This window comes from Paraburkholderia sp. BR10954 (genome assembly GCF_040965775.1).
Classification (GTDB): Bacteria; Pseudomonadota; Gammaproteobacteria; order Burkholderiales; family Burkholderiaceae; genus Paraburkholderia; species Paraburkholderia youngii.
In genome coordinates, this window is sequence record NZ_JBFRCK010000008.1 from 112,934 (window position 1) to 135,323 (window position 22,390).

Below are 22,390 nucleotides of genomic sequence, written 5' to 3' on the forward strand. Positions count from 1 at the left end.
TACTAGCCAGCGGACATGACGAGACGATCCTCTCGAGCGCGACCTATAGCATTCATCGAGGCTTCGTCGGCAAGGTCAACGTATGGTGGAGCGAGTTGGCTGACGTCGTTACGATTGGCACCCGTCTCTACTGTTGCACTATAGGTCCCGCGAAGAATCTCGCGGGACCATTGCCGCCAGGGAGCGAGACTTACTTGATCGCCTGGATCTCGTCGACGATCTGCTTCATCTGCGGGGTCTTTTCGTACTTCGCCCACACCGGCTGGGTCGCCTTCACGAACGCGGCACGGTCGATCCGTGCTGCCGGGGTGATCGTTGCGCCACCTGCGGTGACGGTCTTCTGCGCTTCGACTTCACGTGCGGTCCACAACTGCTGATACACCGGCACGGAGTCGGCCGCAGCCTTCTTGATGATCTGCAGCTCTTGCGGCGTCAGCGTGTCCCACACCTTCTTCGAGAACACCAGCACTTCGGGGGTCATCGTATGCTGGGTTTCCGAATAGACCGTGGCGACTTCGAAATGCTTGCCTTCTTCATAAGTCGGGAAGTTGTTTTCTGCGCTGCCCACGATGCCGGTCTTCAGGCCCGTGTACACCTCAGCGGTCGGCATCGGTGTCGGGATGCCACCCATTGCCTTGATTTCGTCGACCATCAGGTCCGACGGCTGCACGCGAACCTTCAGGCCCTTCATGTCTGCCGGCGACTTGATCGCCTTCTTCGCGTACATCGAGCTAGCGCCGCTCTCGTAGAACGTCAGAGCGACCATGCGTTTCGCCGTGAACGCGTTGAGGATCTTCTGGCCTTCCATGATTTCCGGCACGATCTCGGTGAATGAAGCACCGTTGGCACCCGTCATGTCGAGTGCGCCGATGCGCACCTGGTCGATCGTGTCTTTCTCCGAGCCGAGTGCGCTGTTGCCGAAGACTGCTGCACGCGCTACAGAGTGTTCCAGCAGATCACGTAACGGCCGAGTTTGAGACGCCGTAGGCATCGACTTGCATGAGGCAATGAGTGGCCACCTGCAGCCGTTCACAATCGTTGCGACGCGGTGATGCGAGCGCCCGCTCTGTGCAACACAGCGGACTTCCATGCAGGAACCGTGCTGGAGCCGTCCCCATTGAAATTGTCACTCTCTGACTGGCGCAGGCAGATGCCGACGCGCTTACGTTGCGACGCGCGGGCTCACGAAGCGGGAGCCCCGGAACCCCGGAGTAACTCAAGCAGCCTCGCGCATCGTCTTCGCATTGGTTGAGTCCTCTTTGTCTCTTTTGGGCGGTGCGCCAAACATCCGCGCGTACTCCCGACTGAATTGCGAAGGGCTCTCATATCCCACCGCAAATGAGGCGGCTTGAACGCTCATCGACTGTGACAGCAGCAGCCTGCGGGCCTCCAGTAGGCGCAATTGCTTCTGATATTGAAGAGGGGAAAGTCCGGTCAGCGCCTTGAATTGACGGTGGAACGCCGACGGACTCAGTTGGGCGATTTTAGCCAGATCTTCCACTCGCACTGGCTGCGAAAATCGAGTTCTGATATTTTCCATCGCGCGCAGAACACCGTGCGAGGCATTTCCGCTCGACGCCAGCTTTGCTATTTCGGGACCTTTCGGACCTCTTAGCAACCAATAACAAATCTCCCGCATGAGCAGCGGATAAAGAATTCCGACCGCGTCCGGGGTATCCAGCAAGCGTACAACCCGCAACGCGCAATCGGCCAGCGGACCGTCGAAGTCCGCGATGAACACGCCGCAGCTTGCATCTCCTGCCGCCACAGGTGGTGGCGACATCTCCCTTGCAACGGCGCGCATCATTATCAGGTCGAGTTCCAGAACAAGAACCAGGCAAGGATTGTCGGGACTCGCTTCGAACACGCGGCCCTGCGACGGAGTCTCAACGCCGACCACCAGCGCCTGTCCGGCCCGGTACTCCAGTTTCGCCCCACCGAAGCTGGCCCATTTGGCACCTTGTGCAACGATGCACAGTGCTGGGCGCGCCACGAGAAATGTCGGCGGCTTCGGGTGGTCGGAGCGCAGAATCAGAAGCCCGTCGACGGCCGTGCGGTATGGGCTTGTTCCTGTTCGCGTTTCGATATAACGAAGTAGTGCAACGGCCAGTTCGTTCGACATAGCTGCCTTGTATGGAGCATGCGCGTGGATCAAGCTTAGTGAGCGCAGCAGGATCAGGCAAGATTTGGGTAGCTTCGGGTATTAACTGCTGGTGGCTCTGCCGGGAGAATTGAGGTTTTCAAACTTCCCGCCAGGTGCCAAATGGCAACAAACAATGGTCGTCACCCGACTTCGAGAATCGCGGTCGTCACCGGAGGCAGTCGCGGGATAGGCCGCGACACAGTTCTGCGCCTCGCGACTCGTGGAGTCCGCTCGGTCTTCACCTATCACTCGAATCGAGTCGAGGCGGAAAAGGTCTGTGCGATGGCTGCCGAAACGGGCGGACAGGCGCTTGCCCTCCAGTTGAACGTGGGTGATGCAAGCGCATTTGATGATTTCGTCACACGTCTGCGAGAGGCACTCGGGCAGTTGGGCGCGCAACACTTCGATTACCTGGTGAACAATGCAGGGACGTCGTCAGCGGCGACGTTCGCAGCGGGCACCGAAGCGGAGCTTGACGCTCAGTTCGCGGTGCATTTCAAGGGGCCGTTCCTGTTGACGCAAAAGCTGTTGCCGCTCATCAACGACGGCGGACGCATTGTGAACATTTCCTCGGGGCTGGCACGTTTCGCGTTTCCGGGGCGGGCGATCTACGGGCCGATGAAGGCAGCCGTTGAAGCGCTGACGCGCTATATGGCCCTTGAGCTCGCGCCGCGCCGGATCGCGGTCAACGTCGTCGCGCCAGGCGCAATCGCGACGGACTTTAGTGGTGGCATCGTGCGAGACAATCCGCAGGTCAACAAGACCGTCGCCGACCATACCGCTCTTGGCCGAGCCGGACTGCCGTCGGATGTGGGTCCAGTGATTGCCGGTCTTTTGTCGGATGACTTTGGTTGGGTAAACGCGCAGCGCATAGAAGTGGCGGGTGGCATTCAAATCTGACTCGCCGTCGCTAGCGGCGGCAGCTCGAGGCCGGGTGCCAAGTCAATGCTCAGTACATTTATGCATGACGGGGATCGCCACGCCCATTCGTCAAGATGACGCCCCCATATGTGCGCACCGCCATGACCACAGCGCGTGCGTCAGCGGGGCTGAACGGCGAAGCTGTGAAACTGTAGCGCCGTGGGCGACCCGCTGCTTGCCGAGAGCGATCCAGCCCTAGGTTGGGTCTCCAACGAACCGCCCGGCCAGCAAACGCTTCAGCCGCGCCGTCGCGCGGCCGAAGCGTTGCTGAAAACGACGTTCGTATAGCCGCTAGCGGTCAAAGACGCCGGTGCGGCTCCTACAATCCAGGCGTCGTCTGTGGCTCAGGGCGATGGCCGCGTGGGTGCTCGAGGCGCCGTCAGCTCACTTCTTCCATCAATCACGGCAACCACCTCGTCGCGCGTGTACTCCTTGTTCGCCAGCGCACCGGCCGGCGTCTTCCCGAGCACCGCATCGAGTTCTTCCGGCTTCACTTCGTGCACCGGCATCCGGATATCGTGCGGCACCTTCTTGCCGGCCAGAATCTGCTGCGTCACCCGGAACGCGAACGTCGACGCGCCGGGCGGAATGGTCACCGACATCGTCTCGCAGCCGCTCTTCTTCTGATCGGCCCACCACGCGAGTTCTTCCTGACGGTTGCCGAGGATGATGATCGGCGTCGGCCGTCCCGCCGTCTTGATCGCCTGCGCGGCGCCGAAGCCGTCGCCGCCTTGCGTCACGACGCCGTCGATCTGCGCAAAGTCGGCAGAATGCCCGCGACCTGCTTTTGCGCGACCGTCTGGGTCCAGTCGCCGTGGACCGAGCCGACGATCTTCAGCCCGCCTGCGCAGGGCGTTTACTGGCGCTGATGGCTTTGTGCAGGCCGGTCGACTGGCAATCCTCGCAAGACCTGCGCTACGCCTCGACGCTGCTCGCAATATTTCGCGTATTCGCCGATACGCTCGTGGTGCCGGCTGACGAAGAACTGCTATGGTGCGGTCCACCCGCAGCCGCCCCAAGCCCATTGGGGAGACAACCGCGCGGTGCATGGATCAAAACCGTTCGTGGGTTCGACAAAGGGATGTCCGCGCCACGGAGCCGCTTGAGGATGGCGAACAGGAGTTCGCTTTTGGTGTCGGCAGCGATCCTGGGGCTCCTCACATGCCCCATAACGGTGAGCGTAATGCCTTCGGCCGTCAACTGACTGAACATGACGGATGGCGCCGGATGTGCCAGAACCGAAGGATGATCCCTGTAAGCATCGAGAAGAATGTCGCGGACTTGCTCCGGGTCGACGTCGAGGGCGAACGTGAGCACCAGGCAGGCGATACCCTGTGTGGTGTTTCCCATCGTGACGTTGCGCACGTTCTGCGAGATGAGCTGTGAGTTCGGCACGATCACAGTCGACTTGTCCGCAAGCTGGATCTGGGTGGCACGCACGCTAATGCGCCGTATGTCTCCCTCGATGCCGGCGATACTGATCATGTCGCCCACCTTCACCGGCCGCTCCGCGAGCAAGATTAGTCCGGAAATAAAGTTCTTTACGATTTCCTGCAGACCGAAACCGATTCCCACCGACAACGCACTGACTATCCACGCAAGGTTGTGCCATCTGACGCCTAGCACCGACAACGACTGCAGTATGACGAGCACGTAACCGATGTTCGCAAACAATGTGAGCAGCGACGCCCGCATTCCGGGACTCATTTCCGTCTTAGGCAGCAACTCCCTGTCTAACCATTTGCGCACGGACCGCACCAGATATATTCCGACGCCGGCCGTGAGCACGGCGCTAAAGATGTGAGCGGGGACGATATTGAGCGCACGCAGTCGGTCGCCGCCCAGCACCTCGAGAATGCTGTCGATCAGGTCCGCGGGCGTTGTTCCGAGACCGCCTGTGAGCAGCGCAACGACTGCGGCGACGATGAGCGCGCTTCGCAAAACCCCGCTAAGCACTGTCGAAATCTGCGCGAGATGGGCGTTTTCGAGGCCAAACAGATGCTTGATCGCATTACCGCTTGCATGCGTCGGCGAAAAGATGCTTTCGCATACATCGCGCGTAAGCATCACCAGAAAATAGAGACTGCACAGAACGATATAGAACCACACGAGTTCGTAGGTCAGGAAACGCGCAACGGAAATGTATCCGAAGACCAATGCAGCCAGGGCGCCCACTACGACAACGCAGACAGCGGCGTGAATCAGACCCGCAACTGTTGACCGACCTTCCGGTGAATTTCCGGCTGCGGCCGGAGCGGTACGTACCCGGTTCGCATGAAGCAACGAAGCGCCGATGGCCAACGCGACGATCAACGCGACCAGACCGCGAGTGAAAATCGTGATTTGAAGGCTGGTGTCCACCGCTCTGTTGATCTGCTCTATCGCCCCTGAAAATAGCAGGAGCGCGGCCAATGTCCGTGGAAAAGATCTGAGCGCCTGCGCCACAGGATCAGCGATAGCAGGCAGGCGCCAGGTAGGATGCTCTGTACACAGGAACGCCCTGCCAAGTGCGAGGATCAACGCACAATTGACGATGTGCTTGACAAGCTCGTCAGTGAAGGTCTGCAGGGCGGGCGACAAGCTTTGTCGACCGCCAATCGCCACGCCGACCAGGTGTATTGCAACCACCGTGGTCGCAAGCGTCGCAAGTACGGTCGATATCGCGAAAGCACTGCGGCGCAGCCGTCCTTCCGGCAGACGGCGAACGCAAACCCATCCTAGCGTTCGCTCAAGAAGGCCGGCACCGACTGTTGCGCAGGCTACCGCGGCCAGCAGAAGGATCGTGGTGGCGAGGAAGCGTCCCGGTTGCCACATCGATTGCATCTGCTTTTCGACCTGCTTTCCAAACGCTCGCAGACTCTGATAGTCAGCCGCTTCCGGGTGAACCATGGGTACCCAGAACGCAGTGCTCAGAATGCTGTCGGTGCGGAGCGCCAGTTGGTCTTTCAGATGTTCGTGGAGCAATCGTCCGATCTGTGCATCGACGTTGACCAGATCGCCCTTAATGCTTCGCGCCTGCCGGAGCTGCGCACCAAGCCGCGCCTGCTGCGCCGTGAGGGCGTCGCGTTGCTGGGCGACGGCGGGTGTTTCCGGCCTTGCACCGGCGATGGGTGCCGCGCCGAGCAAATCGAGCTGCGCGTGTGTCCGTTCGAGCTCGGGCTGCAGCGAGGTTGCGACCAATGTGTCGACGTCGTCGACCATGCGCCGGCTCAGCAAGTCCAGTTTGATCAGTTCTGCATCACCGGTTGCCCTCGACGCTCGCTGCCTGACCGCCTCTTCCCTGGCCTGAAGCGCATTGAGTGCTTCCGCCGCCTCAGAACCCACACCAGCGATGGGCGCGACGTACCCGCGGTCAGCCCCGTCAGACGGACCGCCCGCCGAGCATGCAACGGCCGGGACAAGGGCCCACAACGTAAGAACGATGAGGCGGAAAGTGACCAAAAGTACTTGTCGCATGGCTCGGGCAGGGAAGGAGACGCGCAAAACGTCATTGCCTGCCTCATGGCGCAGCAGGTGCCATCACCGATGTGCCCATGCCGGTAGCGCAGGAGACGTTCGCTGTCCGATGTCTAAAGTGATTAGTATATCATCAGTGATATATAAACCATAATTGTAGCGAGTTCGCGACAAGCGCCCGTCGACGCAACGCGCGGTAACAGATCGTGGGGCGGTCGGCAAAAGAGTGCACTGCAGTACAAACATCCATACCGGCCGCGAGTGTCGTGCGCATTCGCGCAGGACTTCGCGGCCGCAAGCAGCTTCGACAGTTTTATTGGGGGAATTGCGGAAGCGAGGGGCTGTTGCGTTAACTTTGCCGCCCTGAAAAAAACCGGCCACCTGAACTTTTTCGCCGCTAACTTCAAATATCCGATATCACGCCGCTGCCGGAAACCGGTTGGACTGACAATTGCTTTGCGGACGAGCTTCTCACGCCACCATAATGTTCAAACGCCTGTTGTTGGGCTTGCATCCGCGCCTTGGCGCACGCAAAGTCCATTGGGTAGGCTGCGGCGGCGGTTGTTCTGTCCAGGTAGCTTGCACCCTGCGGCCGAACCGGGGCGTGCACTAGCTCGCTCATTGGCGAGCTGGTGCTGTGTGCGAATGAGACAGCCGGTACGGTTAGCGCAGACGCGAGAACGGTACCCGGGATGAACTTTCTTGCCTTCACGATGATGGTCTCTCCACTAGCGCGTCGGAGATAAGAGGACGCGGATTTCTGAAATAACGTGCTGGGGCAGCAAGCCGCCAGTTCGTTGAGCGAGAGTCTATCGAATCGCTAACCACTCACAAGCAACTGCACGGCAACGAACAGTTCCGCCGGGCGCAACCTTGCGAGCTCCCACGGACGCCCATCGCCTCCTTCGTTGGCAAGATGGAAACACACAATTGCGAGCGTCCCTTCAAGGTCTACGGCAAATATACTTCCCGCCGCCGTCACCTCATCCATCAGGTGCCGGGTTCTTATTGTCGAGAGAAGGAGTACTTATGGAAAAGCAATTCATTGCGAGGATCGGTAACGCAAGACCAGAAAGCGCTCACCAGATCGTACAGGCCGCGCTTCGCAGTGCAGCGACGGCGTCCACGCCCAACGGCGCCATCGACCTGCTTGGCGAGGCCCTGCTAGAGCTGGAGCGCCTGCTCACACTGAATAGCGGGCAGATGCACTGAACTTTGTTTGGCCCGAGTGGCTGCCCGAGAACACATGCAACGCTCCGGGGAGGTGTCAATGAACAGGTCGCTTGCCGCACTGCTCCTACCGTTAATGGTCGGTACCAATGCGGCTATCGCTGTCGTCAGGTGCTCGGCATGTCCCGGAGCAGGGGAGATCAGTTCATGATTGACGATCTAACCAATAATGATGATAATATCACTCGTGCTGATTGCAGGTGTGTCGCCACTGTCATCGCGGGGACGGCAAATGTGCGGCGATGACGGCAGGATAAGGGCAGCGCATGCGAGTCAGGCGAATTGTGCAGCGCCCCTCGCCTGCCGAACTGAGCTTTAACGCAGAAAGGTCTTTACGTATGACTGTCTACCATCGCCAATCATTGTTCTGGGGAGCAGTTGCCCTATCGGCTGGCATCCTGTTATGGGTCCTGCGTCCCGTCCTGACGCCGTTTCTGCTCGGTGCCATGATCGCGTACGTTTTGCAGCCAGGCGTGGAGTGGCTCGTACGGCATCGCGCACCCCGCGGTCTGGCGGCGTTCGTCATGATTTCCCTGTTCGCGTCGCTTGTTCTGCTGTTTGTTTTGCTGGTATTCGCGGTCATCCAGAGAGAAGGGCCCGAACTCGCAAAAGAGGTGCCCTCCTTGGCGGCCAAACTGGACGCTGCGCTGAAACCCCGGCTGGCTTTCCTGGGGATCAACCATTCGCTCGATCTTGAGCATGTTCGCGACGCATTGGCAGCGCGACTGACTTCAGGCGAACACGGCGCTGTCCTCGCTGTGTGGCAGTACTTGCGCACGAGCGGCAATGTGATGATCAGCTTGGTGGGCAATGCGGTGCTGGTGCCGGTCGTTCTCTTCTACCTTCTCTACGACAGGCATGAGGCGCTCGAGCGCATGGAGAGTTTTGTGCCGCGGCGCTGGCTCGGAAAAACTCGCCACTTCGTTGCGGAGATCGACCAGATGCTGGCGCAATATCTCCGTGGGCAACTGCTCGTCGTCGTGATACTTGCGGTGTTTTACCCCGCAGCGCTGGCGATCGCCGGGTTGGACATTGCGCTGCCTGTCGGCCTTCTCACTGCACTTGCCGTGTTCGTGCCGTATATCGGCTTCTCGACCGCGCTGGTCCTTGCACTGCTCGCCGCGTTTCTGCAATTCGGGAACTGGTACGGCTTCGCAGCGGTGGCCGTCATATATGGAATCGGACAGATCCTCGAGAGTGTCGTTCTGACACCGAGGCTCGTTGGCGAGCGCATTGGCCTGCATCCGTTGGCGGTTATTTTCTCGTTGCTGGCGTTTGGGCAACTGTTCGGTTTCTTCGGCGTGCTGCTGGCGCTGCCGGTGAGTGCCGTCGTTGTTTCAGCGTTACGGGAACTACGGCGGGGCTATCTGGCAAGTGCGCTTTACCATGACTGATCGTTTTTAGACCAGCAGTAGTTGCGCACTGCGCCAGCAAACAGCGGATGATGCTCGCTTGCGTGCGAAGGCATGTGGCGCCGAGCCTGAAACCGCCTGTCGCTTCAGATGGGCGCCGCTCGAGTGGGTGCAGGAAGTGGACGGCGAGCAATCTTTTCTGCTTCCGCGCGCTTGATGCCGAACGCCTGCAGCACCGTGGCCGCCGTGCTCTCGGCGAACTTTTCGTGCCTGGATCGAAGGGTCTTTCGTGCGCGAACCGCCCGGTTTGAAAATCCGGAGAAGTGAAGCTCAGCTGCTACACCAGCGACAACAGTGCCGATCACGGAAAACACACACATCAGTTCGTCCGCGACCATGAAGCGCCGTTCCGAGATCCCTCTCTTCGTATCCCGCAGCAGCCGCTGACCCAGTCCCCTGCTCAGTACGCGCGTTGACAGCCCTTCGCGTATCAGGAGTTGCCCCCAAACGGGCTCCCGATACGCGCGTAAAAGCGTATGACGCACCGACACTGCAACCGCTTCCGCTGGGTCCGGCAATCCCGCGGCCAGGCGATCGAGCGTACCGGCGAATTCCTCGAACAGCCATTCGACAAGCGCCGCGAAGATCCCTTCCTTTGAGTCGAAGTAGTTGTAAAAGGACCCGAATCCCACGTCGGCGGCGTTCGTGATCTCGGTGATCGTGACGCCGTCCATCCCCTTCTGCGCCACCAGTTCGAACGCAGCATCGAGCAGACGAAGCCGCGTTTCGAGCTTGCGCCGGGCCACGCGCGGCGATCCTGCTCCGATGGGTTCGCGGACGGAATTGGATGGACTCGATCCCTTTTTGGATTGCCGACGGTTCGTGCGCGAACTCGGAACGTTGGGCATGTCAACTCCTCCTCTGTATGCCACAGATTGTAGATTTAAATCTCATAGTTGACAATATAATCAGAAATGGATTTAATGTCATCTGTGCGACGGCGGAAGCGGGAAAACGGCGGAACCGGGGAGCGGCGAACCAGTCTCCGGGGCGCTACTAGTTGCCCCGCGCCCGAGTCCGCACACGTCGTGCAGACGAGCGCGTGCATCAGCGAATGTGCCTGTCAAATGGCGCAGACCCGCTTCGAGGCACGTGTTGCTTACCCGATGCGATGGTCTGTCAAGGAACTTGTGCCGCCGTTCCATCGGGTCATCAAAGAGGATCAATTCCGCATCAATGGCTTTGTTTTCGCGTTACTGGCAACGCACGTCCCGCAGGCGCGGCTGGCCATCGGCGCGGACGACTTTTCTACCTGACTTCATCACCTGCCTTGTGTGAACATCGTGAAACATTCCGGTCTTGTCGCGCTGAAACGAGTGCGCTCCCTGTTACCTTGCTTCTTTCCATCCACACGCAAGGCAACTATCGTCCTTGCGGCGTGCAGCGCCATCGTCCTTGGCGCATGCCACCAGCGCGACGCGGTGGTCGCCGAGGTTAAGCCCGTCGTTGCGCTTGCGGTTCACCCGGATGAGCGCGTCGATAGCACCTCGCTGCCCGCACAGGTGCAGGCGCGCTATTCCACGCCTCTGTCGTTCCGGGTGGGAGGCAAGGTCATCGAGCGCCGAGTGCATATCGGCGATACGGTCAAGGCGGGACAGACCGTTGCACTGCTAGATCCGACGGATCTGCAGAACAACCTCGTCAATGCGCGCGCGCAACTCGATGCGGCTGAGCATCGCCTCGTCTTCGCGAAGCAGCAGCTCGACCGCGATGAGGCGCAGGCGCGCGCAAACCTGATCGCGCCCTCTCAGCTTGAGCAAACTCAGGACGCCTACGCTTCCGCACTCGCACAGCGCACTTCCGCTCTCGCGCAGATGGCGCTCGCGACGGATCACCTGCGCTACGCGACGCTGACCGCGGACCACGACGGTGTCATCACATCGGAGGATGCGGATACCGGCCAGAATGTTCAGGCAACGCAGGCTGTGTATCACCTCGACTGGACCGGCGACATCGATATCGTTTGCGACGCGCCCGAAAGGACCGTGAGCTCCCTGGCCGTCGGCAGCAAGGCGCGCGTCACCTTGCCAGCGCTGCCCGGCAAGACGTTTGAAGCGCAGGTGCGCGAGGTGTCGGCGGCGGCCGACGCCGAAAGCCGCACGTGGCGCGTGAAGCTCACGCTGACTGCGCCGGGTCCCGACGTGCGTCTTGGCATGACCGCGAATGTGGCATTCAGCTCAGCCGACGATCTCGGTGTCGGCCAGATCTTTACGCTCCCGGTGACGGCGCTCTTTCACAAGGGTGATAACCCGGCCGTGTGGGTCGTGCGTAAAGGCAGCGACACGCTCGAGTTGCGCCCCGTCACGATACAGCGGTATGACGAGCGCACGGTCTCGCTCAGTGCGGGACTGCACGATGGCGACCGGGTGATCCTGCAGGGGGTGCATGCCGTGAGCTCCGGGGAGCAAGTTCAAGTGGTGCCTCCGCTGCATCGGGAGGGCTCGGTATGAACGCGCGCGACAACGAAACTTCGGTCGAACGGGCGCCGGCAAATGCTTCTGGCGAGGAACGCGCGAGCGGTACAGGCTTCAACCTCTCCGCATGGGCGCTGACGCACCAGCAGCTCGTGATCTTTCTGATCGGGCTCGCCACGCTGTTCGGCGTGATCGGCTACACGCACCTCGCGCAATCGGAAGATCCGCCCTTCACGTTTCGCACAATGGTGATCAAGACGTACTGGCCGGGCGCGACCGCCCGCGAAGTGCAGGAGCAGATCACCGACCGAATCGGTCGTCAGTTGCAGGCGGCGCCGTATGTGGACAACATCAAGAGCTACTCGCGGCCCGGCGAGTCGATGATTTTCTTCGCGATGAAGGACTCGGCGCCGGTCAAGGAGGTGCCCGAGACCTGGTACCAGGTTCGCAAGAAAGTCGGCGACATCCAGGCGACGCTTCCGAAGGGGACGGTCGGACCGTTCTTCAACGACGAATTCGGCGACGTCTATACCAACATCTATGCGCTCGAAGGCGACGGCTTCTCACCGGCGCAACTGCACGACTATGCGGACGGGCTGCGCACGGTGCTGTTGCGGGTGCCCGGCGTTGCGAAGGTCGACTACTTCGGCGACCCCGATCAGCACATCTTCGTCGAGATTTCGAACGCGCAACTGACGCGTCTTTCGATCACGCCGCAACAGCTTGCTCAGGCGATCGACGCGCAGAATGCCGTCGCGCCTGTCGGCACGATCACCACGGCGGACGACCGCGTATTCGTGCGTCCGAGCGGCGCGTTCAAGGACGAGCGCGCGCTTGCGGACACGCTGATCACCGTCAACAAGCGCTCCTTCCGCCTCGGCGACATTGCGACGATCAGGCGCGGTTACGACGATCCGCCCGTCACGCAGATGCGCGTTGGCGACCAGGCGGTGCTCGGCATTGGTGTGACGATGCAAAAGGGCGGCGACGTCATCGACCTCGGTCGCGCGCTCGACGCGAAGACTGCCGAACTGCAGGCAACGCTGCCGGCGGGTCTGAAGCTCGTGCCGGTTTCGAGCATGCCGCACGCGGTCAAGCACTCCGTGGACGAATTCGTGCGTTCGGTCGGAGAAGCCGTCGCGATCGTGCTGGTCGTGAGCCTCGTTTCGCTCGGTCTGCGCACGGGCATGGTGGTGGTGATCACGATCCCGATCGTGCTTGCCGTGACCGCGCTGTGCATGCATACCTTCGGTATCGGGTTGGACAAGGTTTCGCTTGGCACGCTCGTGCTCGCGCTCGGGCTGCTGGTCGACGACGCGATCATTGCCGTCGAAATGATGGCGGTGAAGCTGGAGCAGGGCTGGAGCCGCATGCGCGCGGCGGCGTTTGCGTATTCGAGTACCGCATTTCCGATGCTGACCGGCACCCTCGTGACGGTCTCGGGCTTTTTGCCGATCGCGCTGGCGAAATCGAGCACGGGTGAGTACACCCGCTCCATCTTCGAGGTGTCGGCCATCGCGCTGATCGTCTCGTGGTTCGCGGCGGTCGTGCTGGTGCCGCTGCTCGGCTTTCATATGCTGCCCGAGCGCAAGGCTCACGCCGGCGCCGGGCACGACCATGAGCACGCCGTCTACAACACCGGCTTCTACCGACGCCTGTCGGGCTGGGTCACCTGGTGCATCGAGCGGCGCTGGATCGTGCTCGGCGTCACCTGCGGCCTGTTCGCGCTCGCCATGGTTGCGTTCACGCGCGTGCCGCAGCAGTTCTTCCCGAACTCCGAGCGTCCTGAATTGCTGGTCGACTTGAGGCTGCCTGAAGGCGCTTCGTTCGAGGCGACGCTGCGTGAATCGAAGCGCCTCGAGAAGGTTCTCGATGGCAAGGCCGGAATCGACCACTACGTCGACTTCGTCGGCACGGGTGCTCCGCGCTTTTATCTCCCGCTCGACCAGCAGCTCCAGCAGCCCAATTTCGCGCAGTTCGTGGTCACGGCCAAGGACGTCGAAACACGCGAGGAACTGATGCGCTGGCTCGACGCGAAACTGGAAAAGGACTTTTCCGGTGCTCGCACACGTGTCGCACGGCTCGAGAACGGTCCGCCTGTTGGCTTTCCGATCAAGTTCCGCGTGAGCGGTGACGACATCGCGACGGTGCGATCGATCGCGGATACGGTCGCGGAAAAAGTCCGTGCCGATTCGCGCACGCGCAACGTCCAGTTCGATTGGGACGAGCCGGCCGAACGCTCGATTTCGTTCGAGATCGACCAGAACCGCGCGCGGCAGCTTGGCGTCACGTCAGCGGACGTTTCCAGCTTCCTGGCCATGACGCTGTCCGGCTACACCGTCACGCAGTACCGCGAGCGCGACAAGCTGATCAACGTCGATCTGCGAGCGCCGAAGAGCGAGCGCGTCGATCCCGCCAAGCTCACGAGCCTTGCGATTCCGACACCGAACGGCCCGGTTCCGCTCGGCTCGCTCGGACACGTGCGCGACACGCTCGAATATGGCGTGATCTGGGAGCGTGACCGCCAGCCAACCATCACCGTGCAGGCCGACGTGCGCGGCGACGCGCAGGGCATCGACGTGACGCACGACATCGAGAACGCACTCACGGCTGTGCGCGCAAAGCTCCCCGTGGGCTACCGGATCGAGGTGGGCGGGGCAGTCGAGGAGAGCGTGAAGGGCCAGACGTCGATCAATGCGGAAATGCCGCTGATGATCATTGCGGTACTGACGCTGCTGATGATCCAGCTGAAGAACTTCGCGCGCACCTTCATCGTCGTGCTGACCGCGCCGCTGGGTCTCATCGGCGTCGTGACAGCGCTGCTGCTGTTCGGCAAGCCGTTCGGCTTCGTCGCGCTGCTGGGCGTGATCGCGATGTTCGGCATCATCATGCGCAACTCCGTGATTCTCGTCGACCAGATCGATCAGGACATCGCGGCGGGGCACCCGCGCTTCGACGCCATCATCGGCGCAACGGTGCGACGTTTCAGGCCGATCATGCTGACGGCCGCCGCCGCCGTGCTCGCGCTGATTCCGCTGCTGCGCTCGGGCTTTTTCGGGCCGATGGCGACTGCGCTGATGGGCGGCATCACCGTCGCCACATTGTTGACCGTGTTCTTCCTGCCGGCACTCTACGCGACCTGCTTCAGGGTCCGTCGTGACGAGCGCGGCGAGCAACCGGTCGTCGTCGAGCATACGGAGGTTTGATCATGAGTTTTACTTACAAGGCATCCGTGTTTGCGGCGGCCGCGGCGTTCGCCATGACGGCGTGTTCGTTCGGGCCCAGCGGCGAGCCGCCGGCGATGCCGTCTCCCGAGCATTACGGTGCGCAGGCGCAGCCTGCGAAGACGGCGGCAGCGGGCGGCGTTGCGCAGACCTTCGATGTCGGCGCCACGCCGGGGCCGCAGTGGTGGCGGCTCTACCACTGTGCCGCGCTGGACGCACTCGTCGACGAAGGACTGCGCAACAGCCCGACGCTTGCGGCAACGCAGCGTACGCTCGCATCGGCGCAGGAGCAATTGCGCGCGCAGATCGGCTCATCGAAGCTGCCATCGATCGACGGCGCAGCGCAGGTGCAGCGCGCCCGTTCACCGGTCGCGCCCCAGCTTGGCCTGCCCGAGCAGGTGCAATACAACTTCTTTGCCGGGCAGCTGCAAGCGCATTACACGTTCGACCTGTTCGGCCAGACGCGCTATGCGAACTCCGCGAGCGCGGCCCGTGTGAATGTGCAGGCGTTCGAGCTGGAAGCGTCGCGCCGTGCGCTCGCGGCAAACATCGTGGCAGCCACGATCAACGTGGCGGCCCTCGACCGGGAGATTGCACTCACCGAGCGGCTCGCCGCCGTATCGAACGATGCGGCGAACGAAGACGCACAGCGCTACGCGCTCGGCTCGGTTTCGCGAGCCCAGGCGTTCGAGTCGAAGCAGGACGCGGCCTCCATCGCGGCGAGCTTGCCTGCACTGCGTCAGCAACGCGCGACCGCGGTTCATGCACTCGCGGTGCTGATTGGCCGTACACCGGACAATGCCCCGAGCGTGCCGGATCTGGACAGCCTGTCGCTGCCGGAGCGCGTGCCCGTAGCCGTGCCTTCGGACCTGTTGCGCTCGCGCCCGGACATCCAGGCAGCCGACGCGGCCGTCAAGGCCGCAGCCGCCGACGTGGGCGAGGCAACGGCGCAACTCTTCCCGAGCCTGTCGCTGACGGGCGCGATGGGGCGCGGCGGCTTCAGCTGGCCGGCAGTCGTTTCGGGTGCGGGCGGACTGTGGGCCATCGGAGCGAGCCTTTCGCAGCCGATCTTCCATGGCGGCGCGCTGTTCGCGCAACGCCGCGCGTCGATCGATGCGTACGACGCCGCCGTGCTGCACTACAAGGCGACCGTGCTGTCTGCGTTCGAGGACGTGGCGAATTCGCTCGCCGCGCTGGATAACGACGCACAGACTCTGGCGTCGAGCGAAGCCGCCGCCGATGCCGCGCGCACGGCATTCGACGACACCGCGTCGCGCCACCGCATGGGCTCGCTGCCTTCGGCGGCAACGCACGCCAGCGAATCGCGCTACCTGAACGCGCAAATCGCAGCAGCACGTGCCGCAGGTCAGCGCATGGGCGATACGGCGGCGCTCTTCCAGGCGATGGGAGAACTGCCCGACGCCCAGCAAGCGACCGCATTGACTGCAAAGACCGGGCGCTCGTGACACACGAGGGCGATCCAGCGGGACCGCCCTCGCCGTTTAGTAGTGGCTCGAGCCACGTCGATAGCCGTTGGACCCACATCGATTGCCGGCTGGGTCCGCGCTGCAACGCGCGGTCTGGGCCTGCTGCGAGTGTGAATGCCCGCGGTTTTCCGCTTTATTTCCGTATGGATTACCAAAGACTGATTGTCTGCCACGAATGCGACCTGTTGTTTCGCAAGCCCGCTGCCGCGAAAAGACACCGTGCGGCCTGCTCGCGATGCGGTGCGGGCTTCGCAGCGCTACCGGGTTGCGCATTGTCGCTCGACTGGATTTGCGCTGTGACGCTCGCCGCGTTGATCGTTTTTTGTATCGCGCAGAGTTTCCCGCTCATCGAAATGCACGCGAGCGGCATGACGTCCGAGGCGACGCTGTTTGGCGCCGTGCGCTCGCTGTGGTTCGGCGACATGCGTGTCGTCGCGGTGATGGTGTTGTGCTCGGCGGTACTTTTTCCGTTGATCGAATTGCTCGCATTGCTCTATGTGCTGGTGCCGCTGCGGTTGGGTATACGGCCACCTCGTTTCAATGCGATGGTGCGTCTCGTGCAGATCGTCCGGCCGTGGGGCATGGTCGAAGTGTTCATGCTCGGCGTGCTGGTGACGATCGTGAAGATGGTCAGCATCGCGCAAGTGATCCCGGGACCGGGGTTGTTCGCATTAGGCACGCTGACCGTCATGCTGGGCGTGGTTGCTTCATTCGACCCGAGCGGGCTTTGGGCGATCAGTGAAGAAATCAGGCGCTCGCGAGTGGCGGACGTTCGGTGGTCGAAGGTGAGCACCGGGCGAGAGCGGTTCATGCGGCCCTCGGGGGCGCGCAAAGCCAGTTCGTCGACCGCCATCACGGCACGGCGAGCCGGACTTGTCGGCTGTCACGCATGCGGACTCGTTCAGACGCGTAGCGAAAAGGATGCCCACCAGCGCTGCACCCGATGCCAGCATGTGCTGCACGAACGCAATCCTGACAGTCTTACGCGGACGGCCAGTCTGCTTCTTGCCGCCGCGATTGCCTATATTCCGGCGAATCTGCTGCCGATCATGCACGCGTCATCCGTGGGCGGCTCGGAAGACGACACGATCCTTGGCGGCGTGGCGTATTTCTGGACCTCGGGAGACTGGCCGCTCGCTGTCGTCGTCTTCATCGCCAGCGTTCTCGTGCCGGTTCTCAAGCTCGTTGTTCTCACGCTTCTCACGGTGGCCGCTTCGCGCGGTTCGGGCTGGCGCGCTCGTGAAAAAGCGACCCTGTACCGGCTCGTCGAGCGCATTGGCCGGTGGTCGATGCTCGACGTGTTCGTCGTTGCACTGACAGTCACCTTGGTGCATTTCGGCTCGCTCGCCGTCATTACTGCTGGACCGGCCGCCCTCGCTTTCGGAGCGGTTGTGATCCTGACCATGCTTGCATCGCATCAATTCGATCCTCGGCTCATCTGGGACAACGTGGGTCCGGGGCCGCGTGCCGCTTCAACTGCGAACGATGAAGCTCTAGCTGCTCCTCTCTTGAAAAACCGAATTCCTGAAAAAGACGATGCATCTTTCCAATCTATCCAGACCTGACATCAAGCCGCGCAAGCGTTGGCTGCCATCCCTGATCTGGTTAGTGCCTTTGATCTCGGCATTGATCGGCGTTGCTCTGGTGGTCAAATCCGTTGCGGAAAAAGGACCCGTCGTGACGGTCACCTTCAATAACGCCGAGGGCATCGAGGCGGGCAAGACGAAGGTCAAGTACAAGGACGTTGAAATCGGTGTCGTGCAAGCCGTTGCGTTGTCCGCGGATTTGCGGCATGTTATCGCGAGTATCCAGTTGAGCAACGACGCAGAGAAGTTTGCCACGCAAGGCACGCGGTTCTGGGTAGTACGCCCGCGCGTCGGCGCCAATGGCATCTCCGGCCTCGGTACGCTGCTTTCGGGCGCCTACATCGGCGTGGACATCGGGCGCTCGACCGAGCGGCAAACCGCCTTCCTCGGTCTTGAAAGTCCGCCTATTGTCACCACGGGACAACCGGGGCATCAGTACACGCTGCGAGGCGACTCGCTGGGCTCGATCGATATCGGCGCCCCCATCTTCTACCACCGTATCCAGGCGGGTCAGGTGATCGGCTACTCGCTCGATCCTCACGGCGCGGGCGTCATCGTGAATGTCTTCGTGAATGCACCGTACGACCAGTACGTCGGTACCAATACGCGGTGGTGGCATGCAAGCGGCGTCGATCTGCGTCTTGACTCCAACGGGCTGAAGCTCAATACGCAATCGCTCGCGACTGTCGTCGTCGGAGGGCTGGCGTTCCAGTCTCCGGCCGGGCAGGACGCGGGCCCACCGGCGGCAGACAAGGCGGAGTTCCGGCTCGCCGCGGATGAATCGGACGCCATGCGCGAGCCCGACGGCCAGCCGCTCAACGTGGTCATGCGTTTCGATCAGTCTTTGCGCGGACTGTCGGTTGGCGCACCCGTCGATCTTCGCGGGATCGCGCTGGGGCAGGTGACGCAGATCGGCATCGAGTACGACGAAAAGCGCAAGAGCTTCAGCATGAAGGTGGCGATGGCGCTTTACCCCGACCGGCTCAGCCGGCGCTCCAGCGAAGCGCTGCCGGCGCCGGACACGCCTGGCGGGCACGAATTGTTGCAACACCTGGTGACGGAAGGGCTGCGCGGGCAATTGCGGACCGGCAATCTCCTGACGGGACAGTTGTATGTCGCGCTGGACATGTTCCCGAAAGCGCCTCGCGCGACGGTGGACGTGCATAGCAACCCGCTAAATCTGCCGACCGTGCCGAATACGCTCGACGAGCTGCAGGTGCAGATTGCGGACATCGCAAGGAAGCTGAACCAAGTGCCGTTCGACCGGATCGGCGCGAACCTCGACGGTGCCCTGGAGAACGCCAGCAAGCTGTTCGGACATATGGACACGGAGATCGTGCCGCAGGCACGCGACACGCTCGCCGCCGCGCAAAAGACATTCGCGACTGCGGAATCGACACTCCGGCAGACTGCGCCGATGCAGTCGGACGTTCAGGACGCCATGCAGCAGCTCACGCGCACGCTGCAATCGCTCAATGCGCTCTCCGACTACCTGGAGCGGCATCCACAGGCGCTGCTGTTTGGCAAGAAAGGAGACCAGCAATGATCGCGAGGCAATCCCGCTCGTTCCGCACCATGATGAGGACACTCGTCTCTGTCGTCGGGCTGGCCGTTGTGACGGCGTGCGCATCACCGGCGACCCGCGTCTATACGCTCGGAACGGACGCAGAGCCGGCTGTCGCGAAGAGTGTGACAAGCCCCGCTTTGCGGATCGATGTACGCCCGGTCAAAGTGCCGGCCGCAGTCGCCCGAAGCCAGCTTGTGGTGCAGGTCAATGCGGCCCAGGTGCAGGTGCTTGAAGACGACCAATGGTCGTCGGCGCTTCCGGACGAGATTCGCTATGCACTCGTGGCTCGCGTGAGCCAACAGGCCGCCGCATCCGCTGCCAGCGCGATTGGTCGTGGCGATGCGGTTCCTGTCTATCAGATTGGCGTCGATGTTCAGCGCTTCGAATCGTGGCCCGGTTCACATGTGCTGGTTGACGCCGTGTGGAGTGTGAGCGGGTCTGCAGGCCAGCAGACGCTGACTTGCCACAGCACTGTGACGGAGCCCGTGTCTGGCGGATACCAGGGCATCGTCGAGGGGCATCGTCGTGCGATCAATGCGATTGCTGACCAGATAGCCGAGGTCGTGCGCGCCTTCGCGGCGACCGCGGCGGATCGGCCGTCTGGCCTTACGGGTGGGCGCGGCGGAAGGGGAATGACAACGCTGTCCTGCCCGCCATTTTCAGGCGGGGCGCAAACCGAGGTAAACAGGCCGGCGGCTCCGCGCTCCGGCGGATAAATTCGCAGCCCGTCGCCAGTCGGGACAGGGACCAATCGCCAGAAACGTTCCGCTCACGACTGGCGACCTCAAGCTGCCTCGTCGGCTGCGTCGACGATCGGCAGTGGACGCGCGGCAATCTTTTCCGCCTCTGCGCGCTTCAGGCCGAGTATCTGAAGCAACATGGCTGCCGTGCGCTTGGGAAAGTGCTCGCCGCTGAAACCCAGCTCCTTCAGCATATCTGCGGCACTTGCGCCCGGCGCGACATAGTTCAGTTCGGCCGCGATGGCAGACAGAACGGTGCCGCCCACTGCGAGGTAGCCGATAAACGGGTCGGCAACGACAAATCGCTTTGCCGCAATGCCGTTTCGAATGTCGCGCATGAGCCGCTGAGCCAGCCCACGACTCAGCGCAGGCGCCGAAAACCCTTCGCGAATCAGAAAGCGTCCCCACACCGGATCGTGCCGCGCACGCAGGATAGTGTGGCGCACCGAGACGGCCACCACTTCCGCGGGATCGGTGATGCCTCCCGCGAGGCGATCCAGCACGTTCGCAAACTCTTCGAATACGTTGTCGACGAGCGTCGCGTAGATCGCTTCCTTCGACTCGAAGTGGTTGTAGAAGGAGCCAAAGCCGACATCGGCGGCCTCGGTGATTTCATTGATCGCCACGCCCTCCATGCCCCTTTCGGCCATCAGCCTGAGGGCTGCGTCGAGCAGACGCGCGCGCGTCTCGCGCTTGCGGCGGGCGCCGCGAGGCTCTTTTTCTTCGATGACGGGAGCCGGGGAGGCGGACGCCTTAGCCGGGGAGCGTTTGGCTGGCGCGCGCTTAGTCGTGGTTGTCATGGTGGATCCAGTTCTGGTCATAGCCACAGTATAGATTCGAATGTCTTTATTGACAAAACGATCAGTGATGAGTTTAATGTCATAGACGGCGGCAAAAGCCGGTCTTACTAGAACAGACGGAGTGACTGTGGAGACAGCAAACAGAACCGGCATTGCGCCCAGCGGCCGCCATCACCTTACCCAACGGCCCATCCGGGCTTTAGGGCCCGCCATCGATCCCGCGTCCGCAAATTGCCCATCTAGTCAGGCCGCCAGCGCCCGCGTGCTCGCGCGGTGCGGCGCGCCAGCCCTGCGCGCGGCTTCACCGATCCTAACTGCCTGATCACCGTTCACCATGAAACTGACCACTGCACAGCCGGCTCGTCACCCGAATCCAACGGCGAAAGCGACCGCATTGGCCTATCTGATGTTCGATCGGCCGGACCTCGAGAAAGCTGAACGGTTTCTCAACGACTTTGGGCTTCGAACGGTCACGCGTGGCGAAGAGATGCTGCTCCTGCGCGGTACAGGCGCGTCGCACTTCTGTTACGTCGTGCGAGAGGCGCCCAAAGCGAGATTTGTCGGCTTTGGCCTGGAGGTCGGCAGCGTAGCCGAACTGGATGCGCTTGCCAGGCTGCCGGGCGCGTCGGAGGCGAAGGCCTCTAAGCTGCCGGGCGGCGGCTACGTGGTGCAGTTGGAGGATCCGTCGGGGTTCCGTGTCGATGCGGTCTGGGGCCAGGCGCCCGCCACTGCGTTGCCGCACCGGCTGCCGTTGGCGTTCAATTCCGTCGATGCCGCGGTTCGCATCAACGGCACGCAGCGTCCCCCCGAGGGCGCTCCTGAGATCATCAGGCTTGGGCACGTGGTGCTGGAACTGGCCGATTATCAGGACACCTGTGCGTGGTACACGCGCCATTTCGGCTTCATCCCGAGCGACGTGCAGGTGTTGCCCGATGGGTCACCGGCTGTCGCGTTCATGCGGCTCGATCTCGGCGGCAAGCCCGCCGATCATCACACGCTCGCGCTTGCACAGAGTTTTGAGCCGAAATACAGCCATAGCGCCTACGAACTCGTTGATGCGGATGCGGTCGGCATGGGCCAGCGCGTTCTGCGCAAGGGCGGATGGACGCACGCGTGGGGCATCGGGCGCCATATCCTCGGCAGCCAGATTTTCGACTACTGGCAAGACCCGTGGGGAGACAAGCATGAGCACTACTGCGACGGTGATCTTTTCACCAGCGAAGCCGACACGGGAATCCATGCCGCGAGCCGCGAGGCGATGGCCCAGTGGGGGCCGACGATGCCGAGCAGCTTCACCAAGCCCCGATTGGCGCTTGCGAGCATCGCGGCGCTGATCGCAAACCTGCGCCGAAGCCCCGACGTCACGTTAGCGCGACTTCGCGCACTGTTGAAGATCTTTGCCTGACGCAC

The 22,390-nt window shown here is 62.1% G+C and carries 16 protein-coding genes and 1 pseudogene; 11 read left to right on the forward strand and 6 right to left on the reverse strand.

The genetic code is table 11. The features are described 5' to 3' along the window. Window positions 1-190: 190 nt before the first annotated feature. Both dctP and AB4Y34_RS14540 read right to left on the reverse strand, forming a co-directional pair. On the reverse strand, window positions 191-991 hold the full coding sequence (gene dctP / locus AB4Y34_RS14535) for a TRAP transporter substrate-binding protein DctP (protein ID WP_368716403.1): 801 nt from the start codon (window positions 989-991) through the stop codon (window positions 191-193). 225 nt (window positions 992-1,216) lie between these two features. Further along, window positions 1,217-2,122 carry an AraC family transcriptional regulator N-terminal domain-containing protein gene (locus AB4Y34_RS14540; protein WP_368716404.1) on the reverse strand — a complete coding sequence of 302 codons (906 nt, stop codon included), beginning with the start codon at window positions 2,120-2,122 and terminating at the stop codon, window positions 1,217-1,219. A gap of 141 nt (window positions 2,123-2,263) precedes the next feature. On the opposite strand from AB4Y34_RS14540, the gene AB4Y34_RS14545 reads away from it, so the two are divergent. After that, a complete protein-coding gene (locus tag AB4Y34_RS14545) occupies window positions 2,264-3,043 on the forward strand; it encodes an SDR family NAD(P)-dependent oxidoreductase (RefSeq protein ID WP_368716405.1) in 780 nt (259 codons plus the stop codon). Window positions 3,044-3,408: 365 nt separating this feature from the next. Here AB4Y34_RS14545 and AB4Y34_RS14550 read toward each other — a convergent pair. Next, window positions 3,409-3,905: pseudogene (locus AB4Y34_RS14550) on the reverse strand (substrate-binding domain-containing protein); the annotation flags it as partial. A gap of 74 nt (window positions 3,906-3,979) precedes the next feature. Then, window positions 3,980-6,520: a DUF3772 domain-containing protein gene (locus tag AB4Y34_RS14555; RefSeq protein WP_368716406.1), complete on the reverse strand. Its 2,541-nt coding sequence runs from the start codon at window positions 6,518-6,520 to the stop codon at window positions 3,980-3,982. A gap of 1,029 nt (window positions 6,521-7,549) precedes the next feature. Between AB4Y34_RS14555 and AB4Y34_RS14560 the strand changes: the two genes are divergently transcribed. Both AB4Y34_RS14560 and AB4Y34_RS14565 read left to right on the forward strand, forming a co-directional pair. Continuing rightward, a complete protein-coding gene (locus AB4Y34_RS14560; RefSeq protein WP_368716407.1) occupies window positions 7,550-7,732 on the forward strand; it encodes a hypothetical protein in 183 nt (60 codons plus the stop codon). A gap of 356 nt (window positions 7,733-8,088) precedes the next feature. Beyond that, the gene (locus AB4Y34_RS14565; protein WP_176381918.1) at window positions 8,089-9,144 is read left to right on the forward strand and encodes an AI-2E family transporter; all 1,056 of its coding nucleotides are present in this window, start codon (window positions 8,089-8,091) and stop codon (window positions 9,142-9,144) included. Window positions 9,145-9,248: 104 nt separating this feature from the next. Here AB4Y34_RS14565 and AB4Y34_RS14570 read toward each other — a convergent pair whose 3' ends face one another. Beyond that, window positions 9,249-10,010, reverse strand: coding sequence for a TetR/AcrR family transcriptional regulator (locus AB4Y34_RS14570; RefSeq protein WP_176381920.1), 762 nt, complete (start codon window positions 10,008-10,010; stop codon window positions 9,249-9,251). A gap of 219 nt (window positions 10,011-10,229) precedes the next feature. On the opposite strand from AB4Y34_RS14570, the gene AB4Y34_RS14575 reads away from it, so the two are divergent. The 7 genes from AB4Y34_RS14575 (at window position 10,230) to AB4Y34_RS14605 (ending at window position 20,156) form a co-directional block, all read left to right on the forward strand. Next, complete coding sequence (locus tag AB4Y34_RS14575) at window positions 10,230-10,418, forward strand: hypothetical protein (protein ID WP_176381923.1); 189 nt, start codon at window positions 10,230-10,232, stop codon at window positions 10,416-10,418. 69 nt (window positions 10,419-10,487) lie between these two features. After that, window positions 10,488-11,612 (forward strand): efflux RND transporter periplasmic adaptor subunit, encoded by a 1,125-nt coding sequence (locus tag AB4Y34_RS14580; protein ID WP_217910464.1) that lies wholly within the window; start codon window positions 10,488-10,490, stop codon window positions 11,610-11,612. After that, on the forward strand, window positions 11,609-14,782 hold the full coding sequence (locus tag AB4Y34_RS14585) for an efflux RND transporter permease subunit (RefSeq protein ID WP_368716408.1): 3,174 nt from the start codon (window positions 11,609-11,611) through the stop codon (window positions 14,780-14,782). Before AB4Y34_RS14580 ends, AB4Y34_RS14585 begins: the two co-directional genes overlap by 4 nt. A 2-nt stretch (window positions 14,783-14,784) precedes the next feature. Beyond that, the gene (locus tag AB4Y34_RS14590) at window positions 14,785-16,266 is read left to right on the forward strand and encodes an efflux transporter outer membrane subunit (protein ID WP_368716409.1); all 1,482 of its coding nucleotides are present in this window, start codon (window positions 14,785-14,787) and stop codon (window positions 16,264-16,266) included. Window positions 16,267-16,430: 164 nt separating this feature from the next. Continuing rightward, a complete protein-coding gene (locus AB4Y34_RS14595; RefSeq protein WP_368716476.1) occupies window positions 16,431-17,852 on the forward strand; it encodes a paraquat-inducible protein A in 1,422 nt (473 codons plus the stop codon). Further along, the gene (locus AB4Y34_RS14600; RefSeq protein ID WP_368716410.1) at window positions 17,824-19,419 is read left to right on the forward strand and encodes an intermembrane transport protein PqiB; all 1,596 of its coding nucleotides are present in this window, start codon (window positions 17,824-17,826) and stop codon (window positions 19,417-19,419) included. The genes AB4Y34_RS14595 and AB4Y34_RS14600 overlap by 29 nt, the downstream gene beginning before the upstream one ends. After that, complete coding sequence (locus tag AB4Y34_RS14605) at window positions 19,416-20,156, forward strand: membrane integrity-associated transporter subunit PqiC (protein ID WP_368716411.1); 741 nt, start codon at window positions 19,416-19,418, stop codon at window positions 20,154-20,156. The genes AB4Y34_RS14600 and AB4Y34_RS14605 overlap by 4 nt, the downstream gene beginning before the upstream one ends. Window positions 20,157-20,224: 68 nt before the next feature. Here the strand turns inward: AB4Y34_RS14605 and AB4Y34_RS14610 are convergent, their stop codons facing one another. After that, window positions 20,225-20,980, reverse strand: a complete 756-nt coding sequence (locus AB4Y34_RS14610; RefSeq protein WP_368716412.1) for a TetR/AcrR family transcriptional regulator — start codon at window positions 20,978-20,980, stop codon at window positions 20,225-20,227. 334 nt (window positions 20,981-21,314) lie between these two features. On the opposite strand from AB4Y34_RS14610, the gene AB4Y34_RS14615 reads away from it, so the two are divergent. Beyond that, the gene (locus AB4Y34_RS14615) at window positions 21,315-22,385 is read left to right on the forward strand and encodes a VOC family protein (protein WP_176381935.1); all 1,071 of its coding nucleotides are present in this window, start codon (window positions 21,315-21,317) and stop codon (window positions 22,383-22,385) included. Window positions 22,386-22,390: the final 5 nt, after the last annotated feature.